The sequence below is a fragment of the SAR86 cluster bacterium genome, assembly GCA_023703615.1.
In the GTDB taxonomy this organism is placed as follows: Bacteria; Pseudomonadota; Gammaproteobacteria; order Magnimaribacterales; family D2472; genus MED-G85.
The window spans coordinates 635,145-661,733 of sequence record CP097971.1 but is presented as its reverse complement, the minus strand read 5'-3'; the positions used below and the strand labels follow the sequence as shown (position 1 = coordinate 661,733).

25 protein-coding genes are annotated in these 26,589 nt (G+C 30.0%); 15 read left to right on the top strand and 10 right to left on the bottom strand.

The features are described 5' to 3' along the window. The 5 genes from hisG to M9C80_03405 all read right to left on the bottom strand — a co-directional run bounded on the left by hisG (position 1) and on the right by M9C80_03405 (position 2,856). Positions 1 to 864, bottom strand: coding sequence for an ATP phosphoribosyltransferase (gene hisG, locus M9C80_03425; protein URQ69002.1), 864 nt, complete (start codon positions 862 to 864; stop codon positions 1 to 3). Continuing rightward, entirely contained in the window at positions 861 to 1,133 is a 273-nt protein-coding gene (locus M9C80_03420; protein ID URQ69001.1) for a YerC/YecD family TrpR-related protein, read from the bottom strand. The genes hisG and M9C80_03420 overlap by 4 nt, the downstream gene beginning before the upstream one ends. Positions 1,134 to 1,209: 76 nt before the next feature. Beyond that, the gene (locus M9C80_03415; protein ID URQ69000.1) at positions 1,210 to 1,644 is read right to left on the bottom strand and encodes a hypothetical protein; all 435 of its coding nucleotides are present in this window, start codon (positions 1,642 to 1,644) and stop codon (positions 1,210 to 1,212) included. A gap of 62 nt (positions 1,645 to 1,706) precedes the next feature. Then, positions 1,707 to 2,717 (bottom strand): tRNA (uracil-5-)-methyltransferase, encoded by a 1,011-nt coding sequence (locus tag M9C80_03410; GenBank protein ID URQ68999.1) that lies wholly within the window; start codon positions 2,715 to 2,717, stop codon positions 1,707 to 1,709. Next, positions 2,710 to 2,856, bottom strand: coding sequence for a DUF2970 domain-containing protein (locus M9C80_03405; GenBank protein URQ70198.1), 147 nt, complete (start codon positions 2,854 to 2,856; stop codon positions 2,710 to 2,712). The genes M9C80_03410 and M9C80_03405 overlap by 8 nt, the downstream gene beginning before the upstream one ends. A 38-nt stretch (positions 2,857 to 2,894) precedes the next feature. On the opposite strand from M9C80_03405, the gene M9C80_03400 reads away from it, so the two are divergent. Continuing rightward, positions 2,895 to 3,488 (top strand): NifU family protein, encoded by a 594-nt coding sequence (locus M9C80_03400; protein URQ68998.1) that lies wholly within the window; start codon positions 2,895 to 2,897, stop codon positions 3,486 to 3,488. On the opposite strand, the gene M9C80_03395 is transcribed toward M9C80_03400, so the two are convergent. Next, the gene (locus M9C80_03395) at positions 3,485 to 4,312 is read right to left on the bottom strand and encodes a peptidoglycan binding protein CsiV (GenBank protein URQ68997.1); all 828 of its coding nucleotides are present in this window, start codon (positions 4,310 to 4,312) and stop codon (positions 3,485 to 3,487) included. The two genes, M9C80_03400 and M9C80_03395, sit on opposite strands and share 4 nt — an antisense overlap. After that, complete coding sequence (gene mfd / locus M9C80_03390; protein URQ68996.1) at positions 4,299 to 7,571, bottom strand: transcription-repair coupling factor; 3,273 nt, start codon at positions 7,569 to 7,571, stop codon at positions 4,299 to 4,301. Before mfd ends, M9C80_03395 begins: the two co-directional genes overlap by 14 nt. A gap of 57 nt (positions 7,572 to 7,628) precedes the next feature. Between mfd and M9C80_03385 the strand changes: the two genes are divergently transcribed. The 11 genes from M9C80_03385 to nqrM all read left to right on the top strand — a co-directional run bounded on the left by M9C80_03385 (position 7,629) and on the right by nqrM (position 18,485). Continuing rightward, on the top strand, positions 7,629 to 8,810 hold the full coding sequence (locus M9C80_03385; GenBank protein ID URQ68995.1) for an acyl-CoA dehydrogenase family protein: 1,182 nt from the start codon (positions 7,629 to 7,631) through the stop codon (positions 8,808 to 8,810). Continuing rightward, complete coding sequence (locus M9C80_03380; GenBank protein URQ68994.1) at positions 8,810 to 9,904, top strand: acyl-CoA dehydrogenase family protein; 1,095 nt, start codon at positions 8,810 to 8,812, stop codon at positions 9,902 to 9,904. Before M9C80_03385 ends, M9C80_03380 begins: the two co-directional genes overlap by 1 nt. 39 nt (positions 9,905 to 9,943) lie before the next feature. After that, entirely contained in the window at positions 9,944 to 11,443 is a 1,500-nt protein-coding gene (locus M9C80_03375) for a glyceraldehyde-3-phosphate dehydrogenase (protein ID URQ68993.1), read from the top strand. Between the two features lie 68 nt (positions 11,444 to 11,511). Further along, positions 11,512 to 12,837, top strand: coding sequence for a Na(+)-translocating NADH-quinone reductase subunit A (locus M9C80_03370; GenBank protein URQ68992.1), 1,326 nt, complete (start codon positions 11,512 to 11,514; stop codon positions 12,835 to 12,837). Beyond that, complete coding sequence (locus M9C80_03365; GenBank protein ID URQ68991.1) at positions 12,834 to 14,066, top strand: NADH:ubiquinone reductase (Na(+)-transporting) subunit B; 1,233 nt, start codon at positions 12,834 to 12,836, stop codon at positions 14,064 to 14,066. The genes M9C80_03370 and M9C80_03365 overlap by 4 nt, the downstream gene beginning before the upstream one ends. Next, complete coding sequence (locus M9C80_03360; protein ID URQ68990.1) at positions 14,063 to 14,836, top strand: Na(+)-translocating NADH-quinone reductase subunit C; 774 nt, start codon at positions 14,063 to 14,065, stop codon at positions 14,834 to 14,836. Before M9C80_03365 ends, M9C80_03360 begins: the two co-directional genes overlap by 4 nt. After that, positions 14,826 to 15,512, top strand: coding sequence for an NADH:ubiquinone reductase (Na(+)-transporting) subunit D (locus M9C80_03355; protein ID URQ68989.1), 687 nt, complete (start codon positions 14,826 to 14,828; stop codon positions 15,510 to 15,512). The genes M9C80_03360 and M9C80_03355 overlap by 11 nt, the downstream gene beginning before the upstream one ends. Beyond that, positions 15,505 to 16,116 carry an NADH:ubiquinone reductase (Na(+)-transporting) subunit E gene (gene nqrE, locus M9C80_03350; GenBank protein URQ68988.1) on the top strand — a complete coding sequence of 204 codons (612 nt, stop codon included), beginning with the start codon at positions 15,505 to 15,507 and terminating at the stop codon, positions 16,114 to 16,116. Before M9C80_03355 ends, nqrE begins: the two co-directional genes overlap by 8 nt. Positions 16,117 to 16,118: 2 nt before the next feature. Next, a complete protein-coding gene (nqrF, locus tag M9C80_03345; protein ID URQ68987.1) occupies positions 16,119 to 17,345 on the top strand; it encodes an NADH:ubiquinone reductase (Na(+)-transporting) subunit F in 1,227 nt (408 codons plus the stop codon). After that, positions 17,338 to 18,306 (top strand): FAD:protein FMN transferase, encoded by a 969-nt coding sequence (locus M9C80_03340; protein ID URQ68986.1) that lies wholly within the window; start codon positions 17,338 to 17,340, stop codon positions 18,304 to 18,306. Before nqrF ends, M9C80_03340 begins: the two co-directional genes overlap by 8 nt. Continuing rightward, complete coding sequence (gene nqrM, locus M9C80_03335) at positions 18,303 to 18,485, top strand: (Na+)-NQR maturation NqrM (GenBank protein ID URQ68985.1); 183 nt, start codon at positions 18,303 to 18,305, stop codon at positions 18,483 to 18,485. Before M9C80_03340 ends, nqrM begins: the two co-directional genes overlap by 4 nt. Here the strand turns inward: nqrM and M9C80_03330 are convergent. The 3 genes from M9C80_03330 to mnmA all read right to left on the bottom strand — a co-directional run bounded on the left by M9C80_03330 (position 18,469) and on the right by mnmA (position 22,647). Further along, a complete protein-coding gene (locus M9C80_03330; GenBank protein ID URQ70197.1) occupies positions 18,469 to 20,001 on the bottom strand; it encodes an isocitrate lyase in 1,533 nt (510 codons plus the stop codon). The genes nqrM and M9C80_03330 overlap by 17 nt on opposite strands. Before the next feature lie 184 nt (positions 20,002 to 20,185). After that, positions 20,186 to 21,541 (bottom strand): adenylosuccinate lyase, encoded by a 1,356-nt coding sequence (gene purB, locus M9C80_03325; protein ID URQ68984.1) that lies wholly within the window; start codon positions 21,539 to 21,541, stop codon positions 20,186 to 20,188. Positions 21,542 to 21,567: 26 nt separating this feature from the next. Continuing rightward, positions 21,568 to 22,647 (bottom strand): tRNA 2-thiouridine(34) synthase MnmA, encoded by a 1,080-nt coding sequence (gene mnmA, locus M9C80_03320; GenBank protein URQ68983.1) that lies wholly within the window; start codon positions 22,645 to 22,647, stop codon positions 21,568 to 21,570. 101 nt (positions 22,648 to 22,748) lie between these two features. Between mnmA and icd the strand changes: the two genes are divergently transcribed. The 3 genes from icd to clpA are packed head-to-tail and all read left to right on the top strand — an operon-like array spanning position 22,749 to position 26,588. Continuing rightward, the gene (gene icd / locus M9C80_03315; protein ID URQ68982.1) at positions 22,749 to 24,002 is read left to right on the top strand and encodes an NADP-dependent isocitrate dehydrogenase; all 1,254 of its coding nucleotides are present in this window, start codon (positions 22,749 to 22,751) and stop codon (positions 24,000 to 24,002) included. Next, positions 24,002 to 24,340, top strand: coding sequence for an ATP-dependent Clp protease adapter ClpS (clpS, locus tag M9C80_03310; GenBank protein URQ68981.1), 339 nt, complete (start codon positions 24,002 to 24,004; stop codon positions 24,338 to 24,340). The genes icd and clpS overlap by 1 nt, the downstream gene beginning before the upstream one ends. Before the next feature lie 7 nt (positions 24,341 to 24,347). Beyond that, positions 24,348 to 26,588, top strand: a complete 2,241-nt coding sequence (gene clpA, locus M9C80_03305) for an ATP-dependent Clp protease ATP-binding subunit ClpA (GenBank protein ID URQ68980.1) — start codon at positions 24,348 to 24,350, stop codon at positions 26,586 to 26,588. Position 26,589: the final 1 nt, after the last annotated feature.

Here is a 26,589-nt window from a genome sequence, read left to right as displayed (position 1 = left end):
CTAATTTAATATTTTTTCTACTGGCATAACCAAAATAGAAGACGCGCCTTTTGCCTTTAATTTTTCCATTGTTTCCCAAAATACAGGTTCTTTGCATAAAGCATGAATAGCAACCTTGTTTTTTTTCTCTAATGGAATTATTGTTGGAGACTCTGAACCAGGAAGTAGTTTACATATTGATTCAATATTATTTGAATCAGCATTTAACATGACATATTTGCTTTCAAATGCATTAATAACACCCTTCATTCGTGATATGACCATCTCAGCTATATTAAATTTATTTTTATCAAGTAATTTATTTTTAATTAAAACTGCTTGAGAATTAAGTATCACTTTAATTTCTTTTAAATTATTTTCTTCTAGTGTCGCACCAGATGAAACAAGATCACATATACAATCCGACATACCAATATACGGAGTAAGTTCTACTGAACCATGAATATTAATAACCGTAGCTTCTATACTATTATCTTTGAGGTATTTTTTTAATACATTAGGATAGGAAGTAGCAATTTTTTTGTTTCTTAAACTTTTAAATCTTGAATTTTCTGGAGCTGCAATAGATAGTCTGCACTTAGAAAATCCAAGATCTAGAGATTTTATAATATTCTTTTTCTTAAATAATGTTTTTTCAATTAAAACATTTTCACCAACTATAGCTAAATCAGCATCACCATTTGAAACTAGAGAGGGAATATCATCATCTCTTACAAAAAGTATATCTACAGGTAGATTGCTTGATTTTGCTAGAAGCTTATCAGCTTTAGAATTAAAACTAATTCCTGACTTATTAATTAAGTTCTTACTTTGTGCAGAGAGTCTTCCATTTTTTTGGATAGCTATTGTTAGTCTTTTATTCATTTGTTGATCCTTTTTAAAATCTTTTGGTAACCTTTGTAAGGTTCATTCGTTAAAAACCTTGCTACTCTGGTAACTGTGGTAGTGCTTGTTTTTAATTTTGATGCAATATCTCTATATGATAATTTGCTGTCATATAAAAATTGTGCAACAGCCCATCTTTCTTCTAATGCTTTTCTTTCAGCTGGTGTGCATAAATCACGTAAAAACTCATCAACTTCTTTTTTATTTTTTAATAAAAGTAAAGATTCATTTAACTTATATTTTTTCATAGCGTTGTAGTGTATTACTATGTTAACACATTGTAAAGTAAAAAAAGGCATATAAATAATATGCCTTTATAATTAATTATTTACTTGTATCAAACCATAGTTGACTAATTGCAATTAGAAAACCAGTTACGTAGAACATTCCACCGGCTGCCATTCGTAATGGATTTGATTCTGAGCTTTCAGCAATATATCTCATTGATCCCTCCGATAAGGTAGCATCACCATTATTCATATCAAGACTGGCTAGAGCATTTGCATGACCAATCCAAACAGCTTCAGTAGACATCATTAATGAAAAACCACCAAACATCACAGATGCTGCAAATAAAGTGAGAATAACTTTCCCAAACATGTTCACGCCTTTTTCGACTGCAACACTTGAAAATCTTGCAGCTACCCATACAGCTATTACACCAGCAATTGCAAATGTTAGATTTGCTGTTCGACCAGATTGAAATAATTCCCAAAGAGCTATCTCTGTAGTGGCACTTAGTATTTGTAATTCATCCATTTTCTCCTCCTATTAATTAAAAATATATTGTTACTTTACAAATTATAAATGTCAAAAAAAAGTTATTTTTGTTTCAATAATGAAACTATTTCAACATGAGATGTGTTTGGAAATTGATCAAATAACTCAATATCAATAATTTCAAATGCGCTTAATAATTTTATATCTCTAAGATAAGTATCAAAATTACATGATATATAAATTATATTTTTAAATTTCATTAATATAGATATTAAATTCTTTGAAAGGCCTGAACGGGGAGGATCAACTAATATATGAGAAAAATTGTATTCGTTAATTTGAATATTTTTCATTCTCTTGAATTTTCTTCCATTGAATAATTCACTTACCTCATCGTCAGAAATTCTAGCGTATGAAATGTTATCAATATTATTTTTTTTAATACCTTTTTCAAGACATATAATTGATTTACGATTATTTTCTGTTGCAAAAATTCTTTTGAATTGTTTTGAAAGCGGAATAGTAAATGTTCCAGAACCACAATAAAGCTCTATAAGATCATTCGGTTTTTTTATTAAAGATTTAACTTTCTTTATCATCTTTGGCAAAAGATAAAAATTAGGTTGATAAAAAGACTGATCAGTTTGATATAGAATAAATTGTTCATTTACATTTAAAACATCTTCTAAAAAACCAGTGCCGGTAGAGTAAAAAAATTTTTTACTTCTAAGTATAATTTCGCAATTTAATTTAATTGAAATTTGATTGATTAAATCAATTAATTTTTTTGATATTTCTTTATGATATATGAGACTTATCATTACATAACCTAAAGAATTACTTCTAAAATTTACTTGGAAAAGTTTATTTTGAATTTCATCATTAAATTTGATTTCTTCTAATAGTTTTGGCATTAAAGTTGATATTTCTTTTTTTGCTATATCAAAGGTTGTCAGAAATATTTTATTTTTATTGCCATACATCGTAAATACATTTTCAGTAAAACCAAACTCTACTCTTGATCTATATCCCTTATCAGGGCTCTTATGGATAATAATATTTTTTTTATAATGATCAGTTAAAAGTTTTTTGATTGCATTGAATTTATTCATTAATGAGGATGATTCTTGTTATAAAAAAAATTATCCCAATAAATGTTATATTAAGAAATAAAAAAAGAACGATTATTTTCTTTATTGTTATGTGTTTAAGATCATGCTCAAATTCAGATCTTTTTCTTATGCCCAGCATTGAGTTTAATAATCGCTTAAACCACATTTAATGATTGTATGTCAAAAATTATAGAAATTACAAAATCTGCTGAAGAGTACTTAGCAAAACTTGTAAAGGATAAAAATGAAGTTGGATTATCTATACGAATTTTTATTTCTGATCCAGGAACGCCTAAAGCTGAAACTTGTCTTGCTTTTTGTAAACAAGATGAATCCGAACCCGATGACTTATTATTAAATCTTAAATTAATTGATGTATATATCGAAAACAGATCAATCCCATTTTTAAAAGACTGTATTGTCAACTTCGATAACGATAATTTTGGTGGCCAGTTAACTATTAAAGCTCCTAATGCAAGACTACCTAATATATCTCCTGATAGTCCAGCAGAAGATAGAATTAATTATATTATTTATAACGAAATTAATCCCATGCTTGAATCTCATGGCGGTGAGGTTAGTCTTATAGAGTTTACACATTCTGGTAATGCTGTATTGCAGTTTGGCGGTGGTTGTCAAGGTTGTGGTATGGTTGATGTAACCCTTAAAGATGGTATTGAAAAAACTTTATTGGAGCAAATTCCTGAATTAAAGAAAGTTACTGATGTGACAGATCATAATAATGATGAAAATGCGTATTATAAGTCTTAAATTTTTGAAATTAATATAATTACACCAAAATATGGATGATCATAAAAGTGAATTTCTTCATCAAAAATTCTTCTTGATTCGTCAATAAATATATTAATATCCTCAATTTTTTTTGTAGTTTTATATTTATCTTCTTTGGTTATAATTTCTACGTAATCAATCTCTTTATTTAATTTAAGATTTATATCTATATTTTTTTTAACATCATTACTTATCTTATATATCTCTCTCTTTGATAACTCGACATAATCACTTGAAATATATTCTTCATCAATGGGGACATGACCAATATATGCCTTGAGGTCTGTATGCAGAAATCTGTTTTTATACAATCTTATGAAAAAACCAAAATTATTATTATCCTGATAATGTAAATATTTAGATTTACCCTCATCAAAAATAGGGTGTATCCATGAAAGAGTCTTCAAATGGATATATTTATTATTAGATTTAATTCTTTTGCTTAGTTTATCTAAGGTTGATGCACCTTCATTTTTTCTAAACCAAGTATTAGGATTAGTCACCGATTTTTTCGAAGAATCTTTTTTAACAGTATTATTTAGTTGCACCGAACTTAGAAGATCGTAAAATTCATTTTTGTTATTAAGATTAGTAAGCAAACTATTATTTAAGTAAAGTTTTGGCTCTAAATATGAAATAAAATCTTCTTGCGGAATAACTAATTTAGATGAAAATAACTCCTCAGTATCTATATCCTGGTTTAAAAAAATAATCATCTCAATTTTATAATCCTCGTTAATTACTTCATCTGTAGATAAATTAATACAAAGGATAAAAATTAATATTGTTTTAAGATAATTCATTGAGCATAGTACTAATGAATTTTTTTCTTTTAATAGAGTCATCTTCATTATATTTTATTACGAATTTATTTTGTTTTGTTATTGAATGTGTAGTTGGATTTTCTTTAATAACTTCAATAATTCTATTAAGATTTTTTCTTGGTATATTTTTTGATAGATTTAAAACCGTATTTTTTTTGTTTGAATTAATACTTGTGATACCAATTTTTTTTATTTTATTATTTAGCTCAGCATTTTGAATCAGGCTTAAAACCTCAAAAGGCAACTTTCCACACCTGTCTATAAGATCATGTTTAATCTTAGTTATTTTTTCAATAGTTTCAGCATCCATCAAATTTTTATAAATTTTTAACCTTTCTATTGGAGAAGGAAGATATTCATTACTTATGTAAGCTTCATCATAAAAGTTTACTTCTGTATCAATTACCATCTCTTCGTTTTTTGATTTTATTAAATTAATAGAATTTTTAAGCATTGATAAATATAGGCTCAAACCAACTGTATTTATATGACCACTTTGTTTATCACCAAGTATTTCGCCCGCGCCTCTAATTTCTAAGTCTTCCTGTGCAATAAAATAGCCAGAGCCAAGTTTTGAATGTCTGATTATTGAGTCTAATCTATTTTTTGATTTATTCTTTAGCTCATCTGTTGGAATAAATAAATAACAATATCCTTGTCTATTTGAACGACCTATTCTTCCTCTTAATTGATGAAGTTGCGAGAGACCCAGTTTGTGTGAGTCTATTATTAAAATTGTATTAGCATTAGGTATATCCAAGCCCATTTCAACAATTGTGGTGCAAATTAGTATATCTATATTTCCATTATTGAATTGTGTCATTGCATCAGTAATATCTTGTTTTTTGAGTTTCCCATGTGCAATTCTAACTCGTGAATCTGGTAATATTTTTTTTATATAAATAGAAAGTTTATCTATTTTTGAAATATCATTTTGAATAACAAATGTTTGGCCACCTCTTGAGATTTCTCTATTTATTGCTTCTTTAAATAACTGTTCTGAGTTAACTTTTAAAAAAGATTTAATTGATAACCTGTTTTGTGGTGGAGTTTGAAGAAATGAAAAATCTTTTAGGCCCGCGTAAATAAAATTCATCGTTCTTGGAATTGGTGTTGCTGACAAGTAGAGTATATGGATATTTTCTTGGTTACTTTTTATGATATTTTTCTGTCGTATTCCAAACTTGTGTTCCTCATCAATTACAACAAGTCCTGTATTTTTAAAATTAATGTCCTTATTAAAAATTGAATGAGTCCCAATAAGAATATCTATTTTATTGTTATTAAAATCATCTATTATTAGATTTTTATTTTTAGATGATGTATGTCTATTAAGTAGTTTGATATTTACAGGCACATTTTTGAATCTTTTAAGAAAGGATTCGTAATGCTGATCAGAAAGAACTGTACTTGGTGTTAGGATAACAACTTGTTTTTGAGAATAGCATGATACATATGAAGCTCTAACTGCTACCTCTGTTTTACCGAATCCTACATCACCACAAAGCAAACGATTCATTGGTTTTATAAGATTAATATCTTTTCGTATTGCATCAATTGCAATGGCTTGATCTGGAGTAAGTTCGTAGGGAAAGTCTTGATTAAATTCGTTAAAAATCTTATCGGGTATATTTAATTGATATGAAGAGGATTTAGACCTTTTTGATTCAACATTTAATATCTCTGCTGCATGATCTCTAGCTCTTAATAAGGCCTTTTGTTTGTTACTCTTCCATTTATTTGATGACAATGAATCATAAACGTAATTCTTTTCATGAGGTTTAATATGATATTTTGATAATAAATTTATATTTCTAATAGGTACGTACAATGATTCATTGTTTAAATAGGTAATTTTAAAATATTCATTTTTAGTATTGTTAGTTGAAATAATTTCTAATCCTTCATATTTACCAATACCATAATTTTCATGAACAACTAAATCTTCTGGCTTAAAAAAATTTATATTTACTTTTGATTGATTATTTATAGTTTGAGGCATTAATTTTGAATTACTTTTTGAAAAGTATTCTTTATGAATTATTAAAGTTTTATCTTTCAAGTTAAGCGGCCTAACAATTGGTGAAAGCATCAGATTTATTCCCTCTTTAATATTTTCAAAGGTATCAATTTCATTTATCAAGGGAGCAAATTTTTTTAGTATTGATTCATACTCTGATAATTGAGTAGTTAAAAGAAGAACCTTTTCATAGTCTATTTCTTTCTTCTCAATATCAGACAGTACATTTTCAAAATCCTTTTTTAATTCAACATATTTATCTTCAATATGTATTTCCTTTAAATTATTAACAGTTTTTTTTATTTTATTGATATTGACAAATGCATGATCTGGCATCAATAGACTGCGTGAATGATCAATATTCTCTTCATCAAACCTACTTATTATTTGTTCATAAAATTCGTTAATTGATACATCTAAGTCATTAATTCTAAGGAATTCTCTATCTTGAAATAGATCAAAAAAAGTTGACATTTCTTTGAAAAAAAATGGTAGATATATTTCTTCTCCTTCAATATGTTTGCCGTTATTGATTGACTGAAAAATCTTATTATTTCTTTCATCATAATCATTAAAATAATTACGCCATTGATCTTTAAAAAGCTTAATAGACCCTTCATTCAGAGAAATAATAGAACCTGTGGAAATTGAAAACTTAGATTCTCTTTTGATTGATGACTGGGTTGAGACGTCAAAGAACCTTATAGATTCAATTTTGTTATCAAAAAATTCTACTCTTAAAGGATGTTTGTAAATAGGCGTGTAAAAATCCACAATCCCACCTCTTAATGAATAGTCATTAATATTTTCTACATTTTCTTTTTTTGAATAATTTAAAGTTTCTAAAATTGCCACCAAATCTTTGATAGATAAAATTTGATTTATTTCAAAATTTTTAAATGATTTAAAATGGGAGATAGGTGGGTATCGCTCAAATAAATTCTTTACAGTTGTAATAACAATATTTCTTTGATTAAACTTATTTAAGATATGAAACCTTCTTTTTGTTATTGATTCAGGTACTGAAAAATGATCATATGGCAATATTTCATTTTCTGGAAAAAACTCAACACTGTCGTCGCCAATATGAAATGAGATTTCATTTTTTAATAATTGAGCATTCCTTACGTTATCAACAATAATACATAAAGATTTTTTAGTTTTTCTAAATTTATTGCATATTTCAAAAGCAACGCTTTGATCCTGTTTTTTCTTCATTTATGACTGTATAATGTTTGCTTATTTTATCAATCATTAAACAACAAAAGAAAAATTATGGATATAAATTTTAGTAAAGAAGATCTTTCATTTAGAGAAGAGGTAAGAGATTGGTTAGAAAATGATTACCCTAAACATGTAAAAGAAAAAACTGATCAAGATATTACAATAAGCAAACAAGACTTGATTGACTTTCACAAAGCTCTTTCAAAAAAGGGTTGGATGGGTTACAACTGGCCAAAAGAATATGGTGGAACTGGGTGGTCTGCTTCCAAATTGTATATTTTTAATAAAGAATTGGGTTTAGCGGGTTGTCCACCAATACTACCATTTGGTGTTGGAATGGTCGGACCAGTAATTTACACATTTGGTAATGATGAGCAAAAAGAAAGATTTCTTCCTGATATTCTTGATTTTAATACATGGTGGTGCCAAGGGTATTCAGAACCAGGATCAGGCTCAGATTTAGCCTCACTAAAAACTAAAGCTGTAAGAAGAAATGACCTTGATGAAGATTATTATGTTGTTAATGGTTCCAAGACATGGACCACATTAGCACAAAATGCAGATTGGATTTTTTGTTTAGTTCGAACTGATAATAGTGGAATAAAACAAGAGGGTATATCTTTTTTATTAATTGATATGAAATCACCAGGCATAGAGGTTAAACCTATAATAACAATTGACGGTGATCACGAGGTAAACTCAGTTTTTTTCACTGATGTAAAGGTGCCTGCTTGCAATCTAATTGGTGAAGAAGGCAAAGGATGGACATATGCAAAATTTTTACTGGCACATGAAAGATTTGGAATAGCTGCAGTCGGTTCATCCATGCGGCAATTAAAAAAATTAAGGTCAATAGTAGATGAAATTAACAATAAAGATCTCGAAAGGAAAGTTAATGAGCTTGAAGTTTCATTATCTGCACTTGAAATAACAGAATTAAGATTATTGTCTGAGCTAGAAAATGGTGGTCATCCTGGAGCTGAATCATCAATTCTTAAAATTAAAGGAACAGAAATGCAACAAAACATATCTCAACTATTTGTTGAAGCTGCTGGTGAATATGCATTAATGTATCCAGGTCCTAATGGGTTTGAAAGTAATGCAAAACCAGCTGGACCAGATTATGCTGCTCATGGTTTATCTGCGTTTTTAAACTTAAGAAAAACTTCAATATATGGTGGCAGTAATGAAATTCAAAAGAACATTCTATCTAAATTTGTTCTAGGCGTTTAATGAATCTTAATTATAACGAAGAACAAAATATGCTTCGTGAACAGATTCAAAAATTCTGCGAATCTGATTATGATTTTTATAAGCGTGAAGAAATTATCAAATCAAAGAATGATTTTGATGAAAATGTATGGAATTTATTTGCTGAACAAGGTTGGCTGTTAATGCCATTTTCTGAAGAAAGTGGTGGTTTAGGATTTGGTCCAATTGAGTTATCTATTTTATTTGAAGAATTTGGCAAAGCTCTTGTCATAGAACCATATTTACCAACAGTAGTTTTATCAGGTTTATTATTAGACAAATCTTCTTATCTTAAAAAAAACGATTTAATAGAAAAGATATGTTCTGGTCAAATGCATATATCTTTTGCATATGCCGAAGCTGGCAAAAGCTATGATTATTTATCTGCTGAAACCTCTCTTTCTTCTGATAATGTACTTAATGGAACAAAAACGCTTGTACTAAATGGAGCTTGTTCTGACAAGCTTTTAGTTACATGTTCATCAAATGATACTTTAAAAATAATAATTCTTGATTCTACTACCCAAGGCGTGTCAATTAATTCATTTTCAACGATAGATGGTCAATCTTGTGCAGAAATTTCCTTTGAAAACGTAAAACTTGATGATGATTGTCTTATTGCATCTGGTGGTGAGGCTGTCGAATTAATTAAAAGTACAATAAATCTTGCTACTCTTTGTATTTGCGCAGAAGCTGTAGGATGTATGCAATCGTGCTACTCAAAGACTCTTCAATATACTAAAGAAAGAGAACAGTTTGGCCAACCAATATCTAGCTTTCAGGTTCTGCAGCATAGAATGGTTGATATGTATATAGAATCTGAACTTGCCAAATCTTTATTGATTAAGGCTACTCTTGAAGTCAATAATAATTCAGATGATATGTATAAACATGTTTCAGCATTAAAATCTTATGTTGGTAAATCAGGAAAGTTTTCTGCACAAGAAGCAGTGCAACTCCACGGTGGAATGGGAGTTAGTGAGGAGATGATGATAGGACATTATTTAAAAAAAATGATTTCAATAGATGCACTATTTGGTAATTCTGATTACCATCTTAATACTTTTTCTGCGTAGTTTATTCAGGTATCGCAACAAACCATTTATAATTAGTTTATGAGCGATAAAAGAGATATCAATCTCCAATCTACTAAAAGACAAAACAGAATTTTACCTGCAGATTCATTTGGTGATTGGAAGTGGAGAGAAGGATTGGCTGAGTTGATGGTTCCCATTATTGGTAATTTGTACAGAGATGGTATAAATGTTCTGATCTATGGTAAATCACTTGTCAATGAGTCGCCCGTTGGAATCATGAGAGCGCATAGATTTGCTCGTCAAGTTGATGAAAATGAATTAAGTGAGCAAGAAACTTTTCCCATTTTGCAATATATTTCAACATTAAATATTGCCGACTGTGAGATAGATGTTGGTGAACTGGCCGTAAATTATCCTCAATTTGAAAAACTCAAGGATGACTCATCTGGTATCAAAAGTTATATTGATAAAGAATTAGAATCAGTTATTAATCATGAATCATCACGACCAGAAATACCTAAAGATATCGTTTTATATGGTTTTGGAAGAATTGGTAGATTAATCACAAGAATGATGGTTCAAAATACTGGTCCTGGAAACTATTACAGATTAAAAGCAATTGTTATCAGAGAAGCAAAAGGTGAGGATATATATAAAAGGGCAAGCTTGTTATCGAAAGATTCTGTTCATGGATCATTTGATGGCACAGTTAGAGTTGATGAAGAAAATTCGAATTTAGTAATAAATGGCAACCCTGTAAAAATAATATATGCAAATAACCCAGCTACTGTTGATTATAAAAAATACAAAATAAGCAATCCTATTGTTATAGATAATACTGGTGTATGGAGAGATGAAGAAGCTCTTTCAAAACACCTAAATAGTGGTGCTGACAAAGTAATACTAACAGCTCCTGCAAAAGGTGATATTAAGAACATAGTTTTTGGAGTTAATGATCATATTTACGATAATGATTCAATAATTTCAGCCGCATCATGTACTACTAATGCGATTGTCCCAGTATTAAAAATAATAAATGATGAATATAAAGTTATCAGTGGTCATATTGAAACTGTGCATTCTTATACAAATGACCAAAATTTAATTGATAATTTTCACAAAGGTGATAGGAGAGGAAGGGGTGCGCCGTTAAATATGGTTCTTACAAGTACAGGTGCTGTAAATGCTGTAGGTAAGGCAATTCCAGAGCTAGATGGAATATTAACAGGTAATGCTATAAGAGTGCCTACACCAAATGTTAGCTTGGCAATTTTATCACTTGAATTAGGTACTGAAATAACTACTGATAAAATAAATGATTATTTAAGGTCTATGGCATTTCATTCAAAATTTCGAGAAATTCTTGGATATGTCAATTCGTCAGAGATTGTTTCCACTGATTTTTATTCAAGTCCCTTTGCCAGCGTTATTGACTCAAAAGCTACGATAACAAAAGGTAATAAATTGACACTTTATTGCTGGTATGACAACGAATATGGTTATTCAAAGCAAGTTATCAATTTAACTAAAAAAATTGCTAATATATCGTTAGAAAGATTACCTAAGCCAATTGGTTGAAATTGTAGAATCAACCCCAATTTACCTTTATAATCACAACGTTTTTACTCATTTATTGCACTAAAATTTTGACTCAGAAACAAGTAACAATTATTAAAAAAGGATTAGACCTTCCTATCTCGGGTTCGCCTTCAAAGAAAATAACTGATATACCAATAATATCAACGGTAGCAATTCTATCTAATGATTTTGTTGGAATGAAACCAACCTTAATTAAAAGAGAGGGTGATGCTGTTAAGGCTGGTGAAATAATTTTTGAAGATAAAAAAAATCCTGGAGTTTTCTATACCTCTCCGGCTGGTGGAGTTATAGCTTCTGTTAACAGAGGAGATAAACGAAGATTTTTATCTGTTGAAATAGACATAAGTAAAAATGAAGAATTCGTAGAGTTTGAAGTTGATAATACAAACTTAAAAGAACTTTTAATAAAATCAGGATTATGGCCTGCCTTTAGAACAAGGCCATTTAATAGAACTCCAAGTATTGACTCGCAACCAAATGCAGTTTTTATAAACGCGTGTGATTCAAGCCCTTTGTCAATTGATCCATATGAAATAATTACTCATGATGAAGATAACTTTGAAAAAGGGCTAGAAACTATTAAAAAAATTTTTAATTGCGATATAAATTTAGTTTACCAAAATCACAACTTTAACACTTATTTAGATGGTATTAATTATCATCAGTTTATCGGACCTCATCCTGCAGGCTTAAGTGGAACTCATATTAGTCAAATTTATCCAGTAAGTATGGACAGAATTGCATGGACTATTAACTTTCAAGACCTAATTTCAATAGGTTATCTTATAAATAATAAGAAAATAAGAACAAATAAACTCATTGCATTAGCTGGCCCATCGGTTTATGAACCATCATTATTGAATACAAGAATGGGCGCTAATCTCGATGAATTAACTGCAGGAAAGATTAGTGATAAATGCAGAATTATTTCTGGTTCAGTTATTAATGGTCATGAATCTGAGGGTGTTATGAAATACTTAGGATTTTATGATTCTTTAGTTTCAGTAATACCTGATGAAGGAAATGATGTTTTCTTGAACTGGCTTATGCCAGGTACAAATCTTCATTCAAAGCTAAATGTATTTACATCATCAATGGTAAAACCAAGTAAATATAAATTTAATACTTCTATAAATGGGGGTGATAGAGCAATAGTTCCAGTACCTTCATATGAAGAAGTTATTCCACAAAACATACTTGTTACTCAATTATTAAAAGCTTTGGTTGTATCAGACATTGAGATGGCAGTTGATTTGGGTATGCTTGAATTAGTTGATGAAGATCTTGCGTTATGTTCCTATGTTTGTCCAAGTAAGTACGATTATTCTTCAATACTAATGGACAATCTCAACACTTTATATTCAGAACAATGAAATTTTTAAGAAAATATATAAATAATGTTAAACCCAATTTTATTAACGATGGGAAATATTCTAAGTGGTTTCCTTTATTTGATGCCTTTGAAAATTTTATATTTTCATCTACAGCAACAAAAAAAACTACAAACCCAGTTCATGTAAGAGACGCAGTTGATATTCAGAGAATTATGGTTACCGTATGGCTAGCTACTTTTCCTGCAATGTTTTATGGAATGTATAATTTAGGCTCTCATTCATTGGAATATTTAGAACTCATAGGTAAAACTAATACTGGTGACTGGCATCACTACATAGTTAATATTGTTGGCTATGATCAAAATAGTTTTTTTGCAAAGATTTGGTTTGGAGCATCATATTTTTTGCCAATTTACATTGTTATTTTTGTCGTAGGCATAGCATGGGAAACTTTATTTGCCGTAATAAGAAGACATGAAATTAATGAAGGAGCTTTTGTGTCTACAGTTTTATTTGCATTAACTTGTCCACCGGATATTCCTTTGTGGCAAGCAGCTATGGGTATAACATTTGGATTAGTAATTGGTAAAGAAATCTTTGGTGGTACTGGTAAAAATTTTTTAAATCCTGCACTTACAGGAAGAGCTTTTGTTTATTTTGCATATCCAGCGCAATTATCAGGCGATAAAGTTTGGGTCGCTGGATTATCAGATAATAACATTATTCCAGAGGGTTATAGTGGGGCTACTGCTTTAAGTGTAGCTGCAGAAGATGGACTACCAGGGTTGTATAATAATTTCTCATGGTTTGATGCTTTTATAGGTAATATTCCAGGTTCTGTCGGTGAAACCTCAATAATAGCAATACTTATTGGTTTAGCAATTTTGCTTTATACAAAAGTTGCATCTTATAGAATAATTTTAGGCACTTTAATTGGTATGATTTTAATGTCATCATTTTTAAATATAGTTGGCTCTGAAACTAATCCAATGTTTTATGTTCCGTGGTACTGGCATGCTGTAATTGGAAGTTTTGCATTTGGTTTAGTTTTTATGGCAACTGAACCAGTTTCAGGCTCTGGAACTAATACAGGTAGATGGATATATGGATTTGTTATTGGTGTTTTAGTAATATTAATAAGAGTAATTAATCCTGCATTTCCGGAAGGTATGATGCTAGCTATTTTGTTTGCAAATTTACTAGCTCCAGTCATAGATCATATGGTAGTTATGAGTAATATCAGGAAAAGAAGAGCTTTAACGTCATGAATGATTCAATTTTAAAAACATTAAGCGTAGCACTTGGTATTTGTTTAATTTGTTCATTAATTGTTTCTTTTTCAGCAGTTTCATTAAGAGATATGCAAAAAGAAAATAAACTCAATGATATGCGAATTAAAATTCTTCAAGCTGCTAATATTTATAAAGTAGATCAAGATGTTGCATCACAATTTTCACAGCTAGAAATGAAATTTATAGACTTTACATCTGGCAAGATCATTGAAGAATACAAGAATTTTGATATTGAAACCTATGATCAAATAGCTGTCACAAGAGATCCAAGTTTATCTACTCAAATTCCAGCATCAAAAGATATTGCAATTGTGAAAAATAGAGAAAATGTTGGAAAATTTTATATTGTCCGTAATGCTGACTCGTCTATTGATAAGCTTATATTACCAATTAGAGGTTATGGTTTATGGGGAACTCTTTATGGTTATATTTCAATTGAAGAAGACTTCAATACTGTTGCCGGATTAGAATTTTACGATCATAAAGAAACTCCCGGTCTTGGTGCTGAAGTAGATAATCCTAAATGGAAAGTATTATGGCCAGGAAAAAAAATATATAAGGATGATAAAGTTCAATTAGCAGTAATTAAAGGCAAAGTTCAAATGGATGACAATGATAGCGAATATAAAGTTGATGGATTATCAGGCGCAACATTAACTAGTAGAGGTGTAACCAATATGTTGTCATATTGGTTTAGTGACGAAGGGTACTCAAAATTATTTAGAGAATTGAATTATGAATCTTAAAGCATATAAACAAGTTTTGGTTAAGCCTCTAATTGATGAAAATCCAATTACATTACAAATTTTAGGCATTTGTTCAGCTTTAGCTGTTACTAGTAACTTATCTGTAACATTAGTAATGTGTGTGGCTCTAACAAGCGTAGTAGCATTTTCAAACTTGTTTATATCATTAATCAGAAACCATATACCAAGTAGTATCAGAATAATTGTACAAATGACGATTATTGCATCATTAGTCATTGTTGTTGATGAATTTTTGAAAGCTTACGATTATGAAACTAGTAAAAAGCTTTCAGTATTTGTTGGATTAATAATCACAAATTGCATTGTCATGGGTAGGGCTGAAGCATTTGCAATGAAAGAAAAACCACTATTAAGTTTTTTTGATGGATTAGGTAATGGACTTGGATATAGCATAATATTAATTGGTGTTGCTATTCTAAGAGAGCTTTTTGGAGCTGGAACATTAATGGGATATGAAATTCTTCCCCTTGTTTCAAATGGTGGATGGTATGTTGGTAATAATTTATTATTATTACCCCCAAGCTCATTTATTATAATTGGTTTATTTATTTGGGCTATTAGAGCTTACAGACCAGCTCAAGTTGAAGAGGATGACTATAAGTTATCTAATCATACAACAGCTCCAAATTTAACAAAAAAAGAATTAAATGTTTGAACATTATTTAAATATATTTATTACTACAGTATTTATAGAGAATATTGCGTTATCTGTATTTCTTGGAATGTGCACATTTATAGCTATATCTAAAAAAATTGATGCAGCATTTGGATTAGGAATAGCAGTGATAGTTGTATGTTTGTTAACTGTCCCCATAAATAATCTTATATATAACTATTTCCTAAGAGAAGATGCTTTAGTATGGATGGGAATAAGTGGCACAAATCTAGAATTTGTTGAATTAATAAGTTACATAGGAGTTATTGCAGCTGTAGTTCAGATTTTAGAAATGTTTCTGGATAAATACGTTCCTGCATTATATTCAGCATTAGGACAGTTTTTACCACTCATAACTGTTAATTGTGCAATATTAGGTGCATCGCTGTTTATGATAGAAAAAGATCTTTTGTTTGGTGAAAGTATTGTATATGGTTTTGGTGCTGGATTTGGATGGGCCTTAGCAATCGTTATTCTTGCTGGTATAAGAGAAAAACTAAAATATTCTGATATACCTGAAGGGCTAAAAGGTTTAGGTGCAACTTTTATAATAGTAGGATTAATGAGTTTTGGTTTTATGTCATTTGGAGGAATATCACTTTAATTATGAGTATTGATTTAATTTTTGGCGTGGGTTTATTTTGTGGAATTGTGTTGTTACTTGTTTTAATAATTATTGCAGCTAGATCAAAATTGGTTGCTACGGGCGACGTTTCTATAGAAATTAATGGAGATTCAGAAAATCCAATTACTGTACCAGCAGGGTCTAAACTATTACAAACACTATCGGAAAACAATATCTTCCTGGCTTCAGCATGCGGTGGGGGTGGTACATGCAGTCAATGCAAATGTCAGGTTTTAGAAGGCGGTGGATCAATTTTGGCAGCAGAAGAATCACATTTTAATTCAAAGGAAAAAAATGATGGGTGGCGTTTATCATGTCAGGTTCCAGTAAAAAATGATCTTAAAATTAAAGTACCAGAAGAAGTATTTGGTGTAAAAGAATGGAAATGCGAAGTTGTTTCTAATGAAAATGTAGCCACATTTATAAAAGAGTTAATTTTAAAATTACCTGAAGGTGAGAATGTTGATTTTAAAGCCGGTGGGTACGTTCAATTAGAAGCACCTGCTTATGAGTTAGAATACAAAGATTTTGATATTCAAGATGAATACAGAGAAGATTGGGATAAATTTAAAGTTTGGAATAATAAATCTGTTAGTAATGAACCGGTTATTAGAGCATATTCAATGGCAAATTATCCTGAAGAAAAAGGTGTAATAAAATTTAATATTAGAATTGCATCACCGCCACCTGGTCAAGATGTACCTCCAGGCGTTATGTCATCATGGACGTTTGGCTTAAAACCAGGAGATAAAGTAAAAGTCTTTGGACCATTTGGAGAATTTTTTGCGAAGGAAACTGATGCAGAAATGGTATTTGTTGGAGGTGGTGCAGGAATGGCTCCTATGAGATCTCATATATTTGATCAACTTTTAAGAATTAATACTGATAGAAAAATTACTTTTTGGTATGGCGCAAGAAGTCTCAAAGAGATGTTTTATGTGAATGAATTTAATGATCTTGCAGATAAATATGATAACTTTGAGTGGCATGTTGCATTATCAGATCCTCAACCAGATGATGATTGGGATGGTGAGACTGGTTTTATACATAATGTGCTGTATGAAAACTATCTAAAATCACATGAAGCTCCAGAGGATTGTGAGTATTACATGTGTGGTCCTCCAATGATGAATAAAGCAGTTATTGATATGTTGATTGACATGGGTGTAGAACCAGAGAATATTGCTTTAGACGATTTTGGTGGATAGATATTTATTCTCAAAATTTGTAGCTATATTTGCAGGCGTTCTATGCATTACTTTTGCCGTTTTATATAATTTTTCAAATTCATATATCATTTCTGGATCAATTTTCGGTACAACTTGGTCTATAAATGCTGAAAAGAGAATAAATAAAAGTGATGTCGAAAAAATATTAAGTGATATCGATATCATGGCATCTAATTATAAATATAATTCTGAAATTAACTTCTTAAATAGAGGCCTGATAAAAGATAATATTGTTTCAGATGATCTTCATGAAATATTAAAAATAGCTTACAAAATTCAAAATCAAAATGAAGCTTATAAAATTGGTTTTGGCCATTTATCTGCTTCAAATGGATTTGCTCCAGTTTTTGATGAAATGCCAAACCCAAATTTAGCTGATGGTAAATGGTCTATAAATAATGATAAGAGTATCAATGTTGGTAAAAACACTTGGCTGGATTTGTCCTCTATAGCTAAAGGCTACGCAGTTCAAAAAATTCATGAATATCTTTTAAGTAAAAATCATAAAAATTACTTGATAGATATTGGTGGTGAATTAATTGTAAACGGTAAGAATAATAAAAATACTTGGAAAATAGCTATTCAAGATCCTAACCAATTTCAAAATAGTGATATTTATATAATTGAGTCATCTAATTTTCTATCAATAGCAACTTCTGGCGAGTATAGAAATTTTTTGATAAATGAAGGTAAAAAAATTTCACACACTATTAAACAAAATTCAACTAATAATAATGATATTTCTGTTCTATCTGTGACTGTTATAAATAACTATAATGCTACTGAAGCGGATGCCTATGCTACAGCATTAAATGCACAGACTTATCCTGAGTCATTTATTTTTGCAGAGAAATATAATATTGCAGCAATGTTTATAATTAACGATTATGATGAGATTTCGATTATTAAAACAAAAAAATGGTATGATCTGGTTCCATGAATACTTTCTTAATAAGTTTTGTCGTCATTTTGATATCCTTTGGTGCTTTATCTATAGGTCTAATACTAAGGAATAAGCCTATTTCTGGATCGTGTGGAGGTATTATGAATTCAGATGATGGTAAATGTAACATATGTGGAAAGACTGAATTAGAGAGCTGTGCTAAAACTGATTCATAGTATTATCTTTACCTGATGCTTTTAATGCTGCATCACCTGCAAAATACTCTTTATGGTCATCACCCATGTCAGAACCTGCCATGTTTTGGTGTTTAACACATGCTATACCTTGACGAATTTCTTTTCTTTGAATATTTTTAACATATCCCAACATACCATCCTCTCCAAAATATCTTTTTGCAAGATTATCAGTAGATAGAGCAGCTGTATGATAAGTTGGTAACGTTATTAGATGGTGAAATATGCCTGCTTCTCTAGCAGCATCAGCTTGAAATGTTTTAATCTTTTCATCAGCTCTAATTGCAAGGTCAGTTTTATCATATTTTTCATCCATTAGTGAATCTCTATCATAACTTGAAACATCTTCATTAGACTCAAACATTGAATCATAAACCTGTTGCCTAAAATTTAGTGTCCAGTTAAATGATGGACTATTGTTATAAACTAACTTAGCATTTGGAACAACTTGTCTTATTCTAGACATCATTCCACTTATCTGACCAATATGCGGTTTTTCTGTTTCAATCCATATTAAGTCCGCACCGTTTTGTAAACTAGTTATAGAGTCCAAAACACATCTATCTTCACCAGTGTTCTCTTTAAACTTATATAAGTTACTAGGTAAACGTTTAGGTCTCAATAAATAACCATCTTTGTTAATCATCACATCTCCATGATTCATATCTTCTTGATTTACCTCTTCTAAATCTAAATATGAATTATATTGATCACCTAAGTCACCTTTTTCTTTAGTAATTGCAATCCTTGCAGTTAATCCAGCTCCAAGAGAATCTGTTCTGGCTACAATAATTCCATCATCAACACCTAGTTCAAGAAACGCATATCTAACAGCATTAATTTTTGCAAGAAATTCTGCATGTGGCACAGTAACTTTTCCATCTTGATGACCACATTGTTTCTCATCAGATACTTGGTTTTCTATTTGTATAGCACATGCTCCAGCTTCAATCATTTGTTTTGCCATATGGTATGTAGCTTCTTCATTTCCAAAACCAGCATCAATATCTGCAATAATAGGGACAATATGAGTTTGAAAGTTATCAATTTTGTTCTGTATTTCTTTTTTAGCATCTCCTTCAGATTCATCTAAATCTCTATATAATCCTCCAAGTTCTCTCGCATCTGCTTGTCTAAGAAATGTATATAATTCTTTTATTAATGATGCTACTGAAGTTTTTTCATGCATAGATTGGTCCGGTAATGGTCCAAATTCAGATCTAAGAGCAGCAATCATCCAGCCAGATAAATATAAATATTTTTTACTTGTATCATTAAAATGTTTTTTTATAGAAATTAGTTTTTGTTGTCCAATAAAACCATGCCAACAACCCAATGATTGTGTATATTTAGATGAGTCAGCATCATATTCTTCCATATCTTTTCGCATAATTGATGCATTATATTTGGCAATATCAATGCCTGTTTTAAATTGATTTTGCAGACGCATTCTTGCAACATATTCAGGTTTTATGGAACTCCATTTATCCGAATTCATAGATTCAATTTTTTTTATATCTTCTGACAGATCATTTAATTTAGACATATAATTTCCCTATTAATAAAATATGTAGTGCAGTAAATAATACTTGTACTCAAAAGTCAATATTGTATTGCATATAACGCTTTAAAAAAGAATATAAGCTTTATTTTATGTAGTTTTACTACTATTTTTGTTAGATTTAGTTTTTAGAAAGATAACTAGATAAACCAACATAAGAATGTGGTGTTAGATTTAGTAACTTTTGTTTTGAGGTTTTACTAATATTAAGTTTGGTAACAAAATTTATATAATCGTCTTTATTAATTGAAGCTCCTCGAGAAAGTTTTTTTATCTGTTCATATGCATCTGAAATACCTTCTAGCCTCATGATTGTTTGGATAGCTTCAGTTAGTACTTCCCAATTGTTATCTAATTCTTCAGTAATTATTTTCTTGTTGGGTATTATTTTTGATAATCCCTTTTGAGTTGAGAATATAGCAAGGCTTGCATAGCCAAAAGCTAAGCCAATATTTCTTAAAACAGTAGAATCTGAAAGATCTCTTTGTAATCTTGATTTAGATAGTTTGTTTGCAAAAAAATTAAATAAGGCATTTGACAAACCCAGATTTCCTTCAGCATTCTCAAAATCAATTGGATTAACCTTGTGCGGCATAGTAGAGGAACCTACCTCATCATTAATCATTTTGAGCGAAAATATGTCATTAGATATATAAATCCACATATCTTGAGAAAGATCTGTCAAAATGTTATTAATTCGAACAAACGAATGACTTATTTGAGATATCCAATCATGTGACTCAATTTGAGTTGTATATGGATTCTGATTAATTTTGTATTGATTAATAAATTTTTTAGTCGCATTTATCCAATTTGTTTTATTATCTACAAGTTCTAAAGTATGGAAGTTTCCTGTTGCACCACTAAACTTAGCCATTTCATTTATACTTTTAAGTATTTGTATCTCTAAATCTAGTCTTTTTTTAAATACTTTAAATTCTTTTCCTATGGTTGATGGAGATGCAGGTTGTCCATGTGTTCTAGATAAAAATGATATATTTGACCACTTAGATGCACATTTTTGGATAGACTTATTTAATTTAACCAGTTCAGTTATGTAAGCTTTTTTACCATCTCTAATTAAAATAGCATAACTTAATGAATTAATATCTTCGCTTGTTAATCCAAAATGAATAAGATGTATAAATTTTTGAAGTTGTTTATCTTTTTGAAAATGATCTCTTATAAAGTACTCAACAGCTTTTACATCATGATTAGTTGTTTTTTCAATTTTTTTTATTCTTTTGATACTTTGATCGTTAAAACTTTTCTTAAATTTTAATAGTTTATTTATATTTATTCGATTCATTGATACAAAAAGCTTAGGGTATTTTGTACAAATAAATATTAACCAATCTATCTCAATTTCAAATCTTACTTTTATTAAATTACCTTCATTAAAATTATCCCTAATGTTAGAAATTTTTGATGCATATCTACTATCTAAAGGTGATATATTCTGATGGCTATATTTCATATTGGTACATTATACAAATAATGGAGTTAAAAAGATTCATCTATTATTCCGCCTCCTAAACAAATATTATCTTTATAAAAAACTGCTGACTGTCCTGGAGTAATTGCACGAATTTGCTCACTAAAAGTTACTTTATACATATCCTTTTCTTTATTTAATCTGCATTGAACAGGTTTATGCTGATGTCTTACTTGAACAGAACATTCCAGAGGATATGTAATGGCTTTATCATTTATCCAACTTATATTATTAATTTTCAATCCATCTTGCATTAATTTCTTATTATTCAAACCCTGACAAACATATAAAATGTTTTTCTTTGTATCTTTGTCATAAACGTACCATGGAAGCTCTTCTTTATTTTTTAATCCTCCTATATTAAGTCTTTGTCTTTGACCAATTGTATAAAGTGGTACACCTTGATGCTTACCTATTAGATTATTTTTTTCATCTAGTATTTCACCTTTAGTAAATGACATAAATTTGCCTAAAAAATTTTTTAAGTTTCTTTCACCTATAAAACATATACCAACAGAATCTTTTTTGTTTGCTATTGGTAAATTTAATTTCTCAGCAATTTTTCTTACCTCACTTTTATTTAAATTTGAAAGTGGAAAAAGACATTTCTCGAAATCACTCTCCTTAACTTCATGTAAAAAATAAGTCTGATCTTTATCTTCATCTATTGCTCTTTTAAGATATGTTCTGTTATCTTCTTTAACTAAATCTGCATAATGTCCAGTCGCAATAAGATCTGCGCCTATCTTAAATGCATATTCTAGAAAAGCTTTAAACTTAATTTCTCTGTTACATAAAACATCTGGATTGGGTGTTCTACCTTTTTCATGTTCACTAATAAACTCTTTAAAAACTCTATCCCAATATTCATCTGAAAAGTTTGCCCTATGAAGTTTAATATCTAGAATGTCACAAACTTTTGCTGCGTCCTTAAAATCTATTTCTGATGTACAAACTTCACCTGGTTCACTTTGCCAATTCTGCATAAATAAACCAACTACTTCATAGCCTTGCTCCTTTAATATGTAAGCAGCTACAGATGAATCAACGCCCCCAGACATACCTACAACTACTTTTTTATCAATCATTAGCTTATTTTTATATGCGTTAACACATTCTTTATATTTTTAGGAGTATAATTATGAACGATTTTCATCATAAATACAGATAACAACAGGATATTTTTAGTATGAAATTTAATAAAATAAAAGTTCCAAAAAATGGCGAAAAAATCCAATATAGCGATGGAAAATTGGTCGTGCCTGATAATCCGATAATACCTTTCATAGAAGGAGATGGAATTGGTGTTGACATTACGCCCGCAATGAAAAATGTTGTAGATAATGCAGTAAAAATTGCCTATGACAATAAAAAGAAAATTGAATGGATGGAAGTATACTGTGGAGAGAAATCAACAAAAGTTTATACAAAAGATACTTGGCTACCAGATGAAACAATTGAAGCTCTTAAAGAATTTATTGTTAGCATAAAAGGTCCTTTAACAACACCAGTAGGTGGGGGTATTAGATCACTTAACGTTAGTTTAAGACAAATAATGGATCTATACGTATGCTTAAGACCAATTAGATATTTTAATGGCGTTCCTTCACCAGTTAAAAAACCTGAAAATGTTGATATGGTAATTTTCAGAGAAAATTCTGAAGACATTTATATTGGTATTGAGTTTAAGGCAAAATCGGCTGAATCAAAAAAAATTGTTAAAGTTTTAGAAAAAGATTTTGGTGTATATCAAATGCGTTATCCTGAAAATGTTGGAATTGGAGTAAAACCTATTTCATACGGTGGAACTAATCGCTTGGTAAAAAAAGCAATCGATTATGCAATAGATAACAATAAATCTTCTGTTACTTTGGTCCATAAAGGTAATATTATGAAATACACTGAAGGTGCTTTCAGAGACTGGGGTTATGAAGTAGCAAAAAGAGATTATGGTGCTGAAGATCTTGATGGAGGCCCTTGGCAAATTATTAAAAATCCTTCAACAGGAAAAGACATAGTTGTAAAAGACGTTATATGTGATGCTTTTTTGCAACAAATTCTTTTAAGACCCAAAGATTATGATGTTATAGCAACAATGAATCTAAATGGAGACTATATATCAGACGCATTGGCTGCATGTGTTGGCGGTATTGGTATTGCCCCTGGAGCAAATCTTTCAGACAATTATGCAGTTTTTGAAGCTACTCATGGAACTGCCCCTAAATATGCTGGGCAAAATCGTGTTAATCCTGGAAGCTTAATTCTTTCAGCAGAAATGATGCTTAGACATCTTGGTTGGACAGAAGCTGCTGATTTAATAATTAGCTCAATGGAAAAAACTATAGCTGCAAAAAAAGTTACATATGATTTTGAACGAATGATGAATGATGCAGACCTCGTTACATGTTCAGGTTTTGCCGATGAAATGATTAAAAGAATGTAATGATTAAATTATCAGATCAAAAAGATAATTCATCATCAAATACTGGTGCAGTCGTTTTAGAAAAAGAACCTGAAGTTAAGGAACCCCCTTTGTATCAAGTTGTTCTTTTAAACGATGATTATACGCCTATGGAGTTTGTAGTATTCGTTCTTCAAACAGTATTTGGACATCCTCATGAAAAAGCAACGCAAATAATGATGGCCGTTCATAACAAAGGTAAAGGAGTTTGTGGTATATTTTCAAAAGAAATAGCTGAAATGCTATCTTTAGAAGTTAACAGTATGGCTAATCATCATGAACATCCGCTTCTTAGTGAGATTGAGCCGTTATCAGATTAAATAAATTATGTTTAGTAAGGAATTAGAATTATCAATAGCAAGTCTTTTCGACAAGGCTCATGAAGCAAACATACAATATATAACTGTAGAACATTTATTGTTAATGATTTTGAATGACTATGATGTAAAAGATTGTTTAGAGACTAACAATATCCACATTGAAACACTTAAAAATAGTATTGAAGAACACCTTAAGAAAAATATAGTCACTAGGATTGATCAAAGCAAGTCTGTGCAACCAACTTTAGGCTTTCAAAGAGTTTTACAAAGAGCTGTATTTCATATTCAGTCAAGTGGAAAAGGGGTTGTAAAACCTATTAATATTCTTGTAGCTATTTTTTCTGAAAAAGAATCACATTCAGTTTTTTTATTAAATAAAAATAACCTCAATCGTCTTGCAGTTGTTTCCTATATCTCACATGGAGCAACCAAAAAGAAAGATGAAGCTCAGGTAGATGAGGATCAAGAAGTTAGCGAAACGTCCTCAAACACTAAAGAATCTAACTACTTAATTAATTTAAATAATTTAGTTGCAGAAAAAAAAATTGATACTCTTATTGGTAGAACAAAAGAAATAGAAAGACTGATCCAAATCTTATCTAGAAGAACAAAAAATAATCCATTACTAGTTGGTGAATCTGGAGTAGGTAAAACTGCAATTGCTGAGGGATTAGCAGAGCTTATAGTTAATAATAAAGTTCCAAGTATTCTTCATGAATCTGTTATTTATAGCTTGGATATAGCAGCACTAATAGCCGGTACCAAATATAGAGGCGATTTTGAAAAACGCCTAAAAGAAGTGCTTAATTTCTTAGATTCAGAAAATAAGCCTATCTTATTCATAGATGAAATTCATACTATCATTGGAGCTGGTTCAGCATCAGGTGGCTCTTTAGATGTATCAAATTTATTAAAACCAGCTTTAGCTAAAGGGCAAATAAGGTGTATAGGATCAACTACTTTTCAGGAATACAGAGGAATATTTGATCAAAATCAAGCACTTTCAAGAAGATTTCAAAAAATTGATGTTATTGAACCCAACTATGACGAATGTGTTGAAATACTAGACGGGATTAAGAATATCTATGAAGATTACCATAATGTAGATTACTCAAATGAAGCTATTAAAACATCTATAGAGCTTTCAGCAAAATATATAAATGATAGATTTTTGCCTGACAAGGCAATTGATGTTATAGATGAAACAGGCGCAATGTTAAACATAGAGAGAAAAAATAGTAAAAAAATTAAAGTAAATCAATCACATATTGAAAAAACAATATCAAAAATAACGAAAATTCCTGAACAAAGCATTTCTGCATCAGATAAAAAGAGTCTTAAAAATCTTGAAGATAATTTAAAAAGAGTTATTTTTGGACAAGATGATGCTGTTGAAACTCTTTCAAATGCAATAAAACTATCCAGAGTAGGTTTGAGAGATGAGAATAAAACTATAGGTTCATTTTTATTTACTGGCCCAACAGGTGTAGGTAAAACTGAAATCAGTAAACAACTTTCTGAAATTATGGGTGTTGATCTTGTTAGATTTGATATGAGTGAGTATATGGAACGTCATACCGTGTCTAGACTTATTGGAGCTCCACCAGGATATGTTGGTTTTGATCAAGGAGGACTTTTAACAGAAGCAGTGGTTAAATCTCCCCATTGTGTTTTGCTGTTAGATGAAATTGAAAAAGCACATCCTGATATATTCAACATATTACTTCAAGTTATGGATGCTGGTGTGCTAACAGACAACAATGGCAGAAAGTCTGACTTTAGAAATGTAGTTTTAATAATGACAACTAACATTGGCGCTGAACTTTTAGCAAAAAGAAATATTGGCTTTAATTCTTCATCTAACGAATCTGATGCAATGAATTCTTTAAATAAATTGTTTTCACCTGAATTTAGAAATAGGTTAGATGAAGTTATACAGTTTAATTATTTAGATAAATCCGTAATTCTTTCAATAGTTGATAAGTTCCTTACCAAACTTCAAGCTCAATTAGATAAACGAAATGTTGAAATTATAGTATCAAAGAATATTATCAATTGGATTGCTGAAAATGGTTATGATAAAGAAATGGGTGCTAGACCAATGGAACGATTCATATCAAAAAATATAAAAAAACCATTAGTAGATAAATTGCTATTTGGCAATTTAAAATCTGGTGGTCAAATTAAATTAGATATAAAAAAAGGTAAGCTTGTTTTTGTTGAAGTTGCAAAAAAAGTAAAAGTTTAGG

Excerpts from the sequence above, each read along its gene's own strand:
- hisG (URQ69002.1), bottom strand. The coding sequence starts at position 864 with ATGAATAAAAGACTAACAATAGCTATCCAAAAAAATGGAAGACTCTCT.
- M9C80_03420 (URQ69001.1), bottom strand. The coding sequence starts at position 1,133 with ATGAAAAAATATAAGTTAAATGAATCTTTACTTTTATTAAAAAATAAA.
- M9C80_03415 (URQ69000.1), bottom strand. The coding sequence starts at position 1,644 with ATGGATGAATTACAAATACTAAGTGCCACTACAGAGATAGCTCTTTGG.
- M9C80_03410 (URQ68999.1), bottom strand. The coding sequence starts at position 2,717 with ATGAATAAATTCAATGCAATCAAAAAACTTTTAACTGATCATTATAAA.
- M9C80_03405 (URQ70198.1), bottom strand. The coding sequence starts at position 2,856 with ATGCTGGGCATAAGAAAAAGATCTGAATTTGAGCATGATCTTAAACAC.
- M9C80_03400 (URQ68998.1), top strand. The coding sequence starts at position 2,895 with ATGTCAAAAATTATAGAAATTACAAAATCTGCTGAAGAGTACTTAGCA.
- M9C80_03395 (URQ68997.1), bottom strand. The coding sequence starts at position 4,312 with ATGAATTATCTTAAAACAATATTAATTTTTATCCTTTGTATTAATTTA.
- mfd (URQ68996.1), bottom strand. The coding sequence starts at position 7,571 with ATGAAGAAAAAACAGGATCAAAGCGTTGCTTTTGAAATATGCAATAAA.
- M9C80_03385 (URQ68995.1), top strand. The coding sequence starts at position 7,629 with ATGGATATAAATTTTAGTAAAGAAGATCTTTCATTTAGAGAAGAGGTA.
- M9C80_03380 (URQ68994.1), top strand. The coding sequence starts at position 8,810 with ATGAATCTTAATTATAACGAAGAACAAAATATGCTTCGTGAACAGATT.
- M9C80_03375 (URQ68993.1), top strand. The coding sequence starts at position 9,944 with ATGAGCGATAAAAGAGATATCAATCTCCAATCTACTAAAAGACAAAAC.
- M9C80_03365 (URQ68991.1), top strand. The coding sequence starts at position 12,834 with ATGAAATTTTTAAGAAAATATATAAATAATGTTAAACCCAATTTTATT.
- M9C80_03360 (URQ68990.1), top strand. The coding sequence starts at position 14,063 with ATGAATGATTCAATTTTAAAAACATTAAGCGTAGCACTTGGTATTTGT.
- M9C80_03355 (URQ68989.1), top strand. The coding sequence starts at position 14,826 with ATGAATCTTAAAGCATATAAACAAGTTTTGGTTAAGCCTCTAATTGAT.
- nqrE (URQ68988.1), top strand. The coding sequence starts at position 15,505 with ATGTTTGAACATTATTTAAATATATTTATTACTACAGTATTTATAGAG.
- nqrF (URQ68987.1), top strand. The coding sequence starts at position 16,119 with ATGAGTATTGATTTAATTTTTGGCGTGGGTTTATTTTGTGGAATTGTG.
- nqrM (URQ68985.1), top strand. The coding sequence starts at position 18,303 with ATGAATACTTTCTTAATAAGTTTTGTCGTCATTTTGATATCCTTTGGT.
- M9C80_03330 (URQ70197.1), bottom strand. The coding sequence starts at position 20,001 with ATGAATTCGGATAAATGGAGTTCCATAAAACCTGAATATGTTGCAAGA.
- purB (URQ68984.1), bottom strand. The coding sequence starts at position 21,541 with ATGAAATATAGCCATCAGAATATATCACCTTTAGATAGTAGATATGCA.
- mnmA (URQ68983.1), bottom strand. The coding sequence starts at position 22,647 with ATGATTGATAAAAAAGTAGTTGTAGGTATGTCTGGGGGCGTTGATTCA.
- icd (URQ68982.1), top strand. The coding sequence starts at position 22,749 with ATGAAATTTAATAAAATAAAAGTTCCAAAAAATGGCGAAAAAATCCAA.
- clpS (URQ68981.1), top strand. The coding sequence starts at position 24,002 with ATGATTAAATTATCAGATCAAAAAGATAATTCATCATCAAATACTGGT.
- clpA (URQ68980.1), top strand. The coding sequence starts at position 24,348 with ATGTTTAGTAAGGAATTAGAATTATCAATAGCAAGTCTTTTCGACAAG.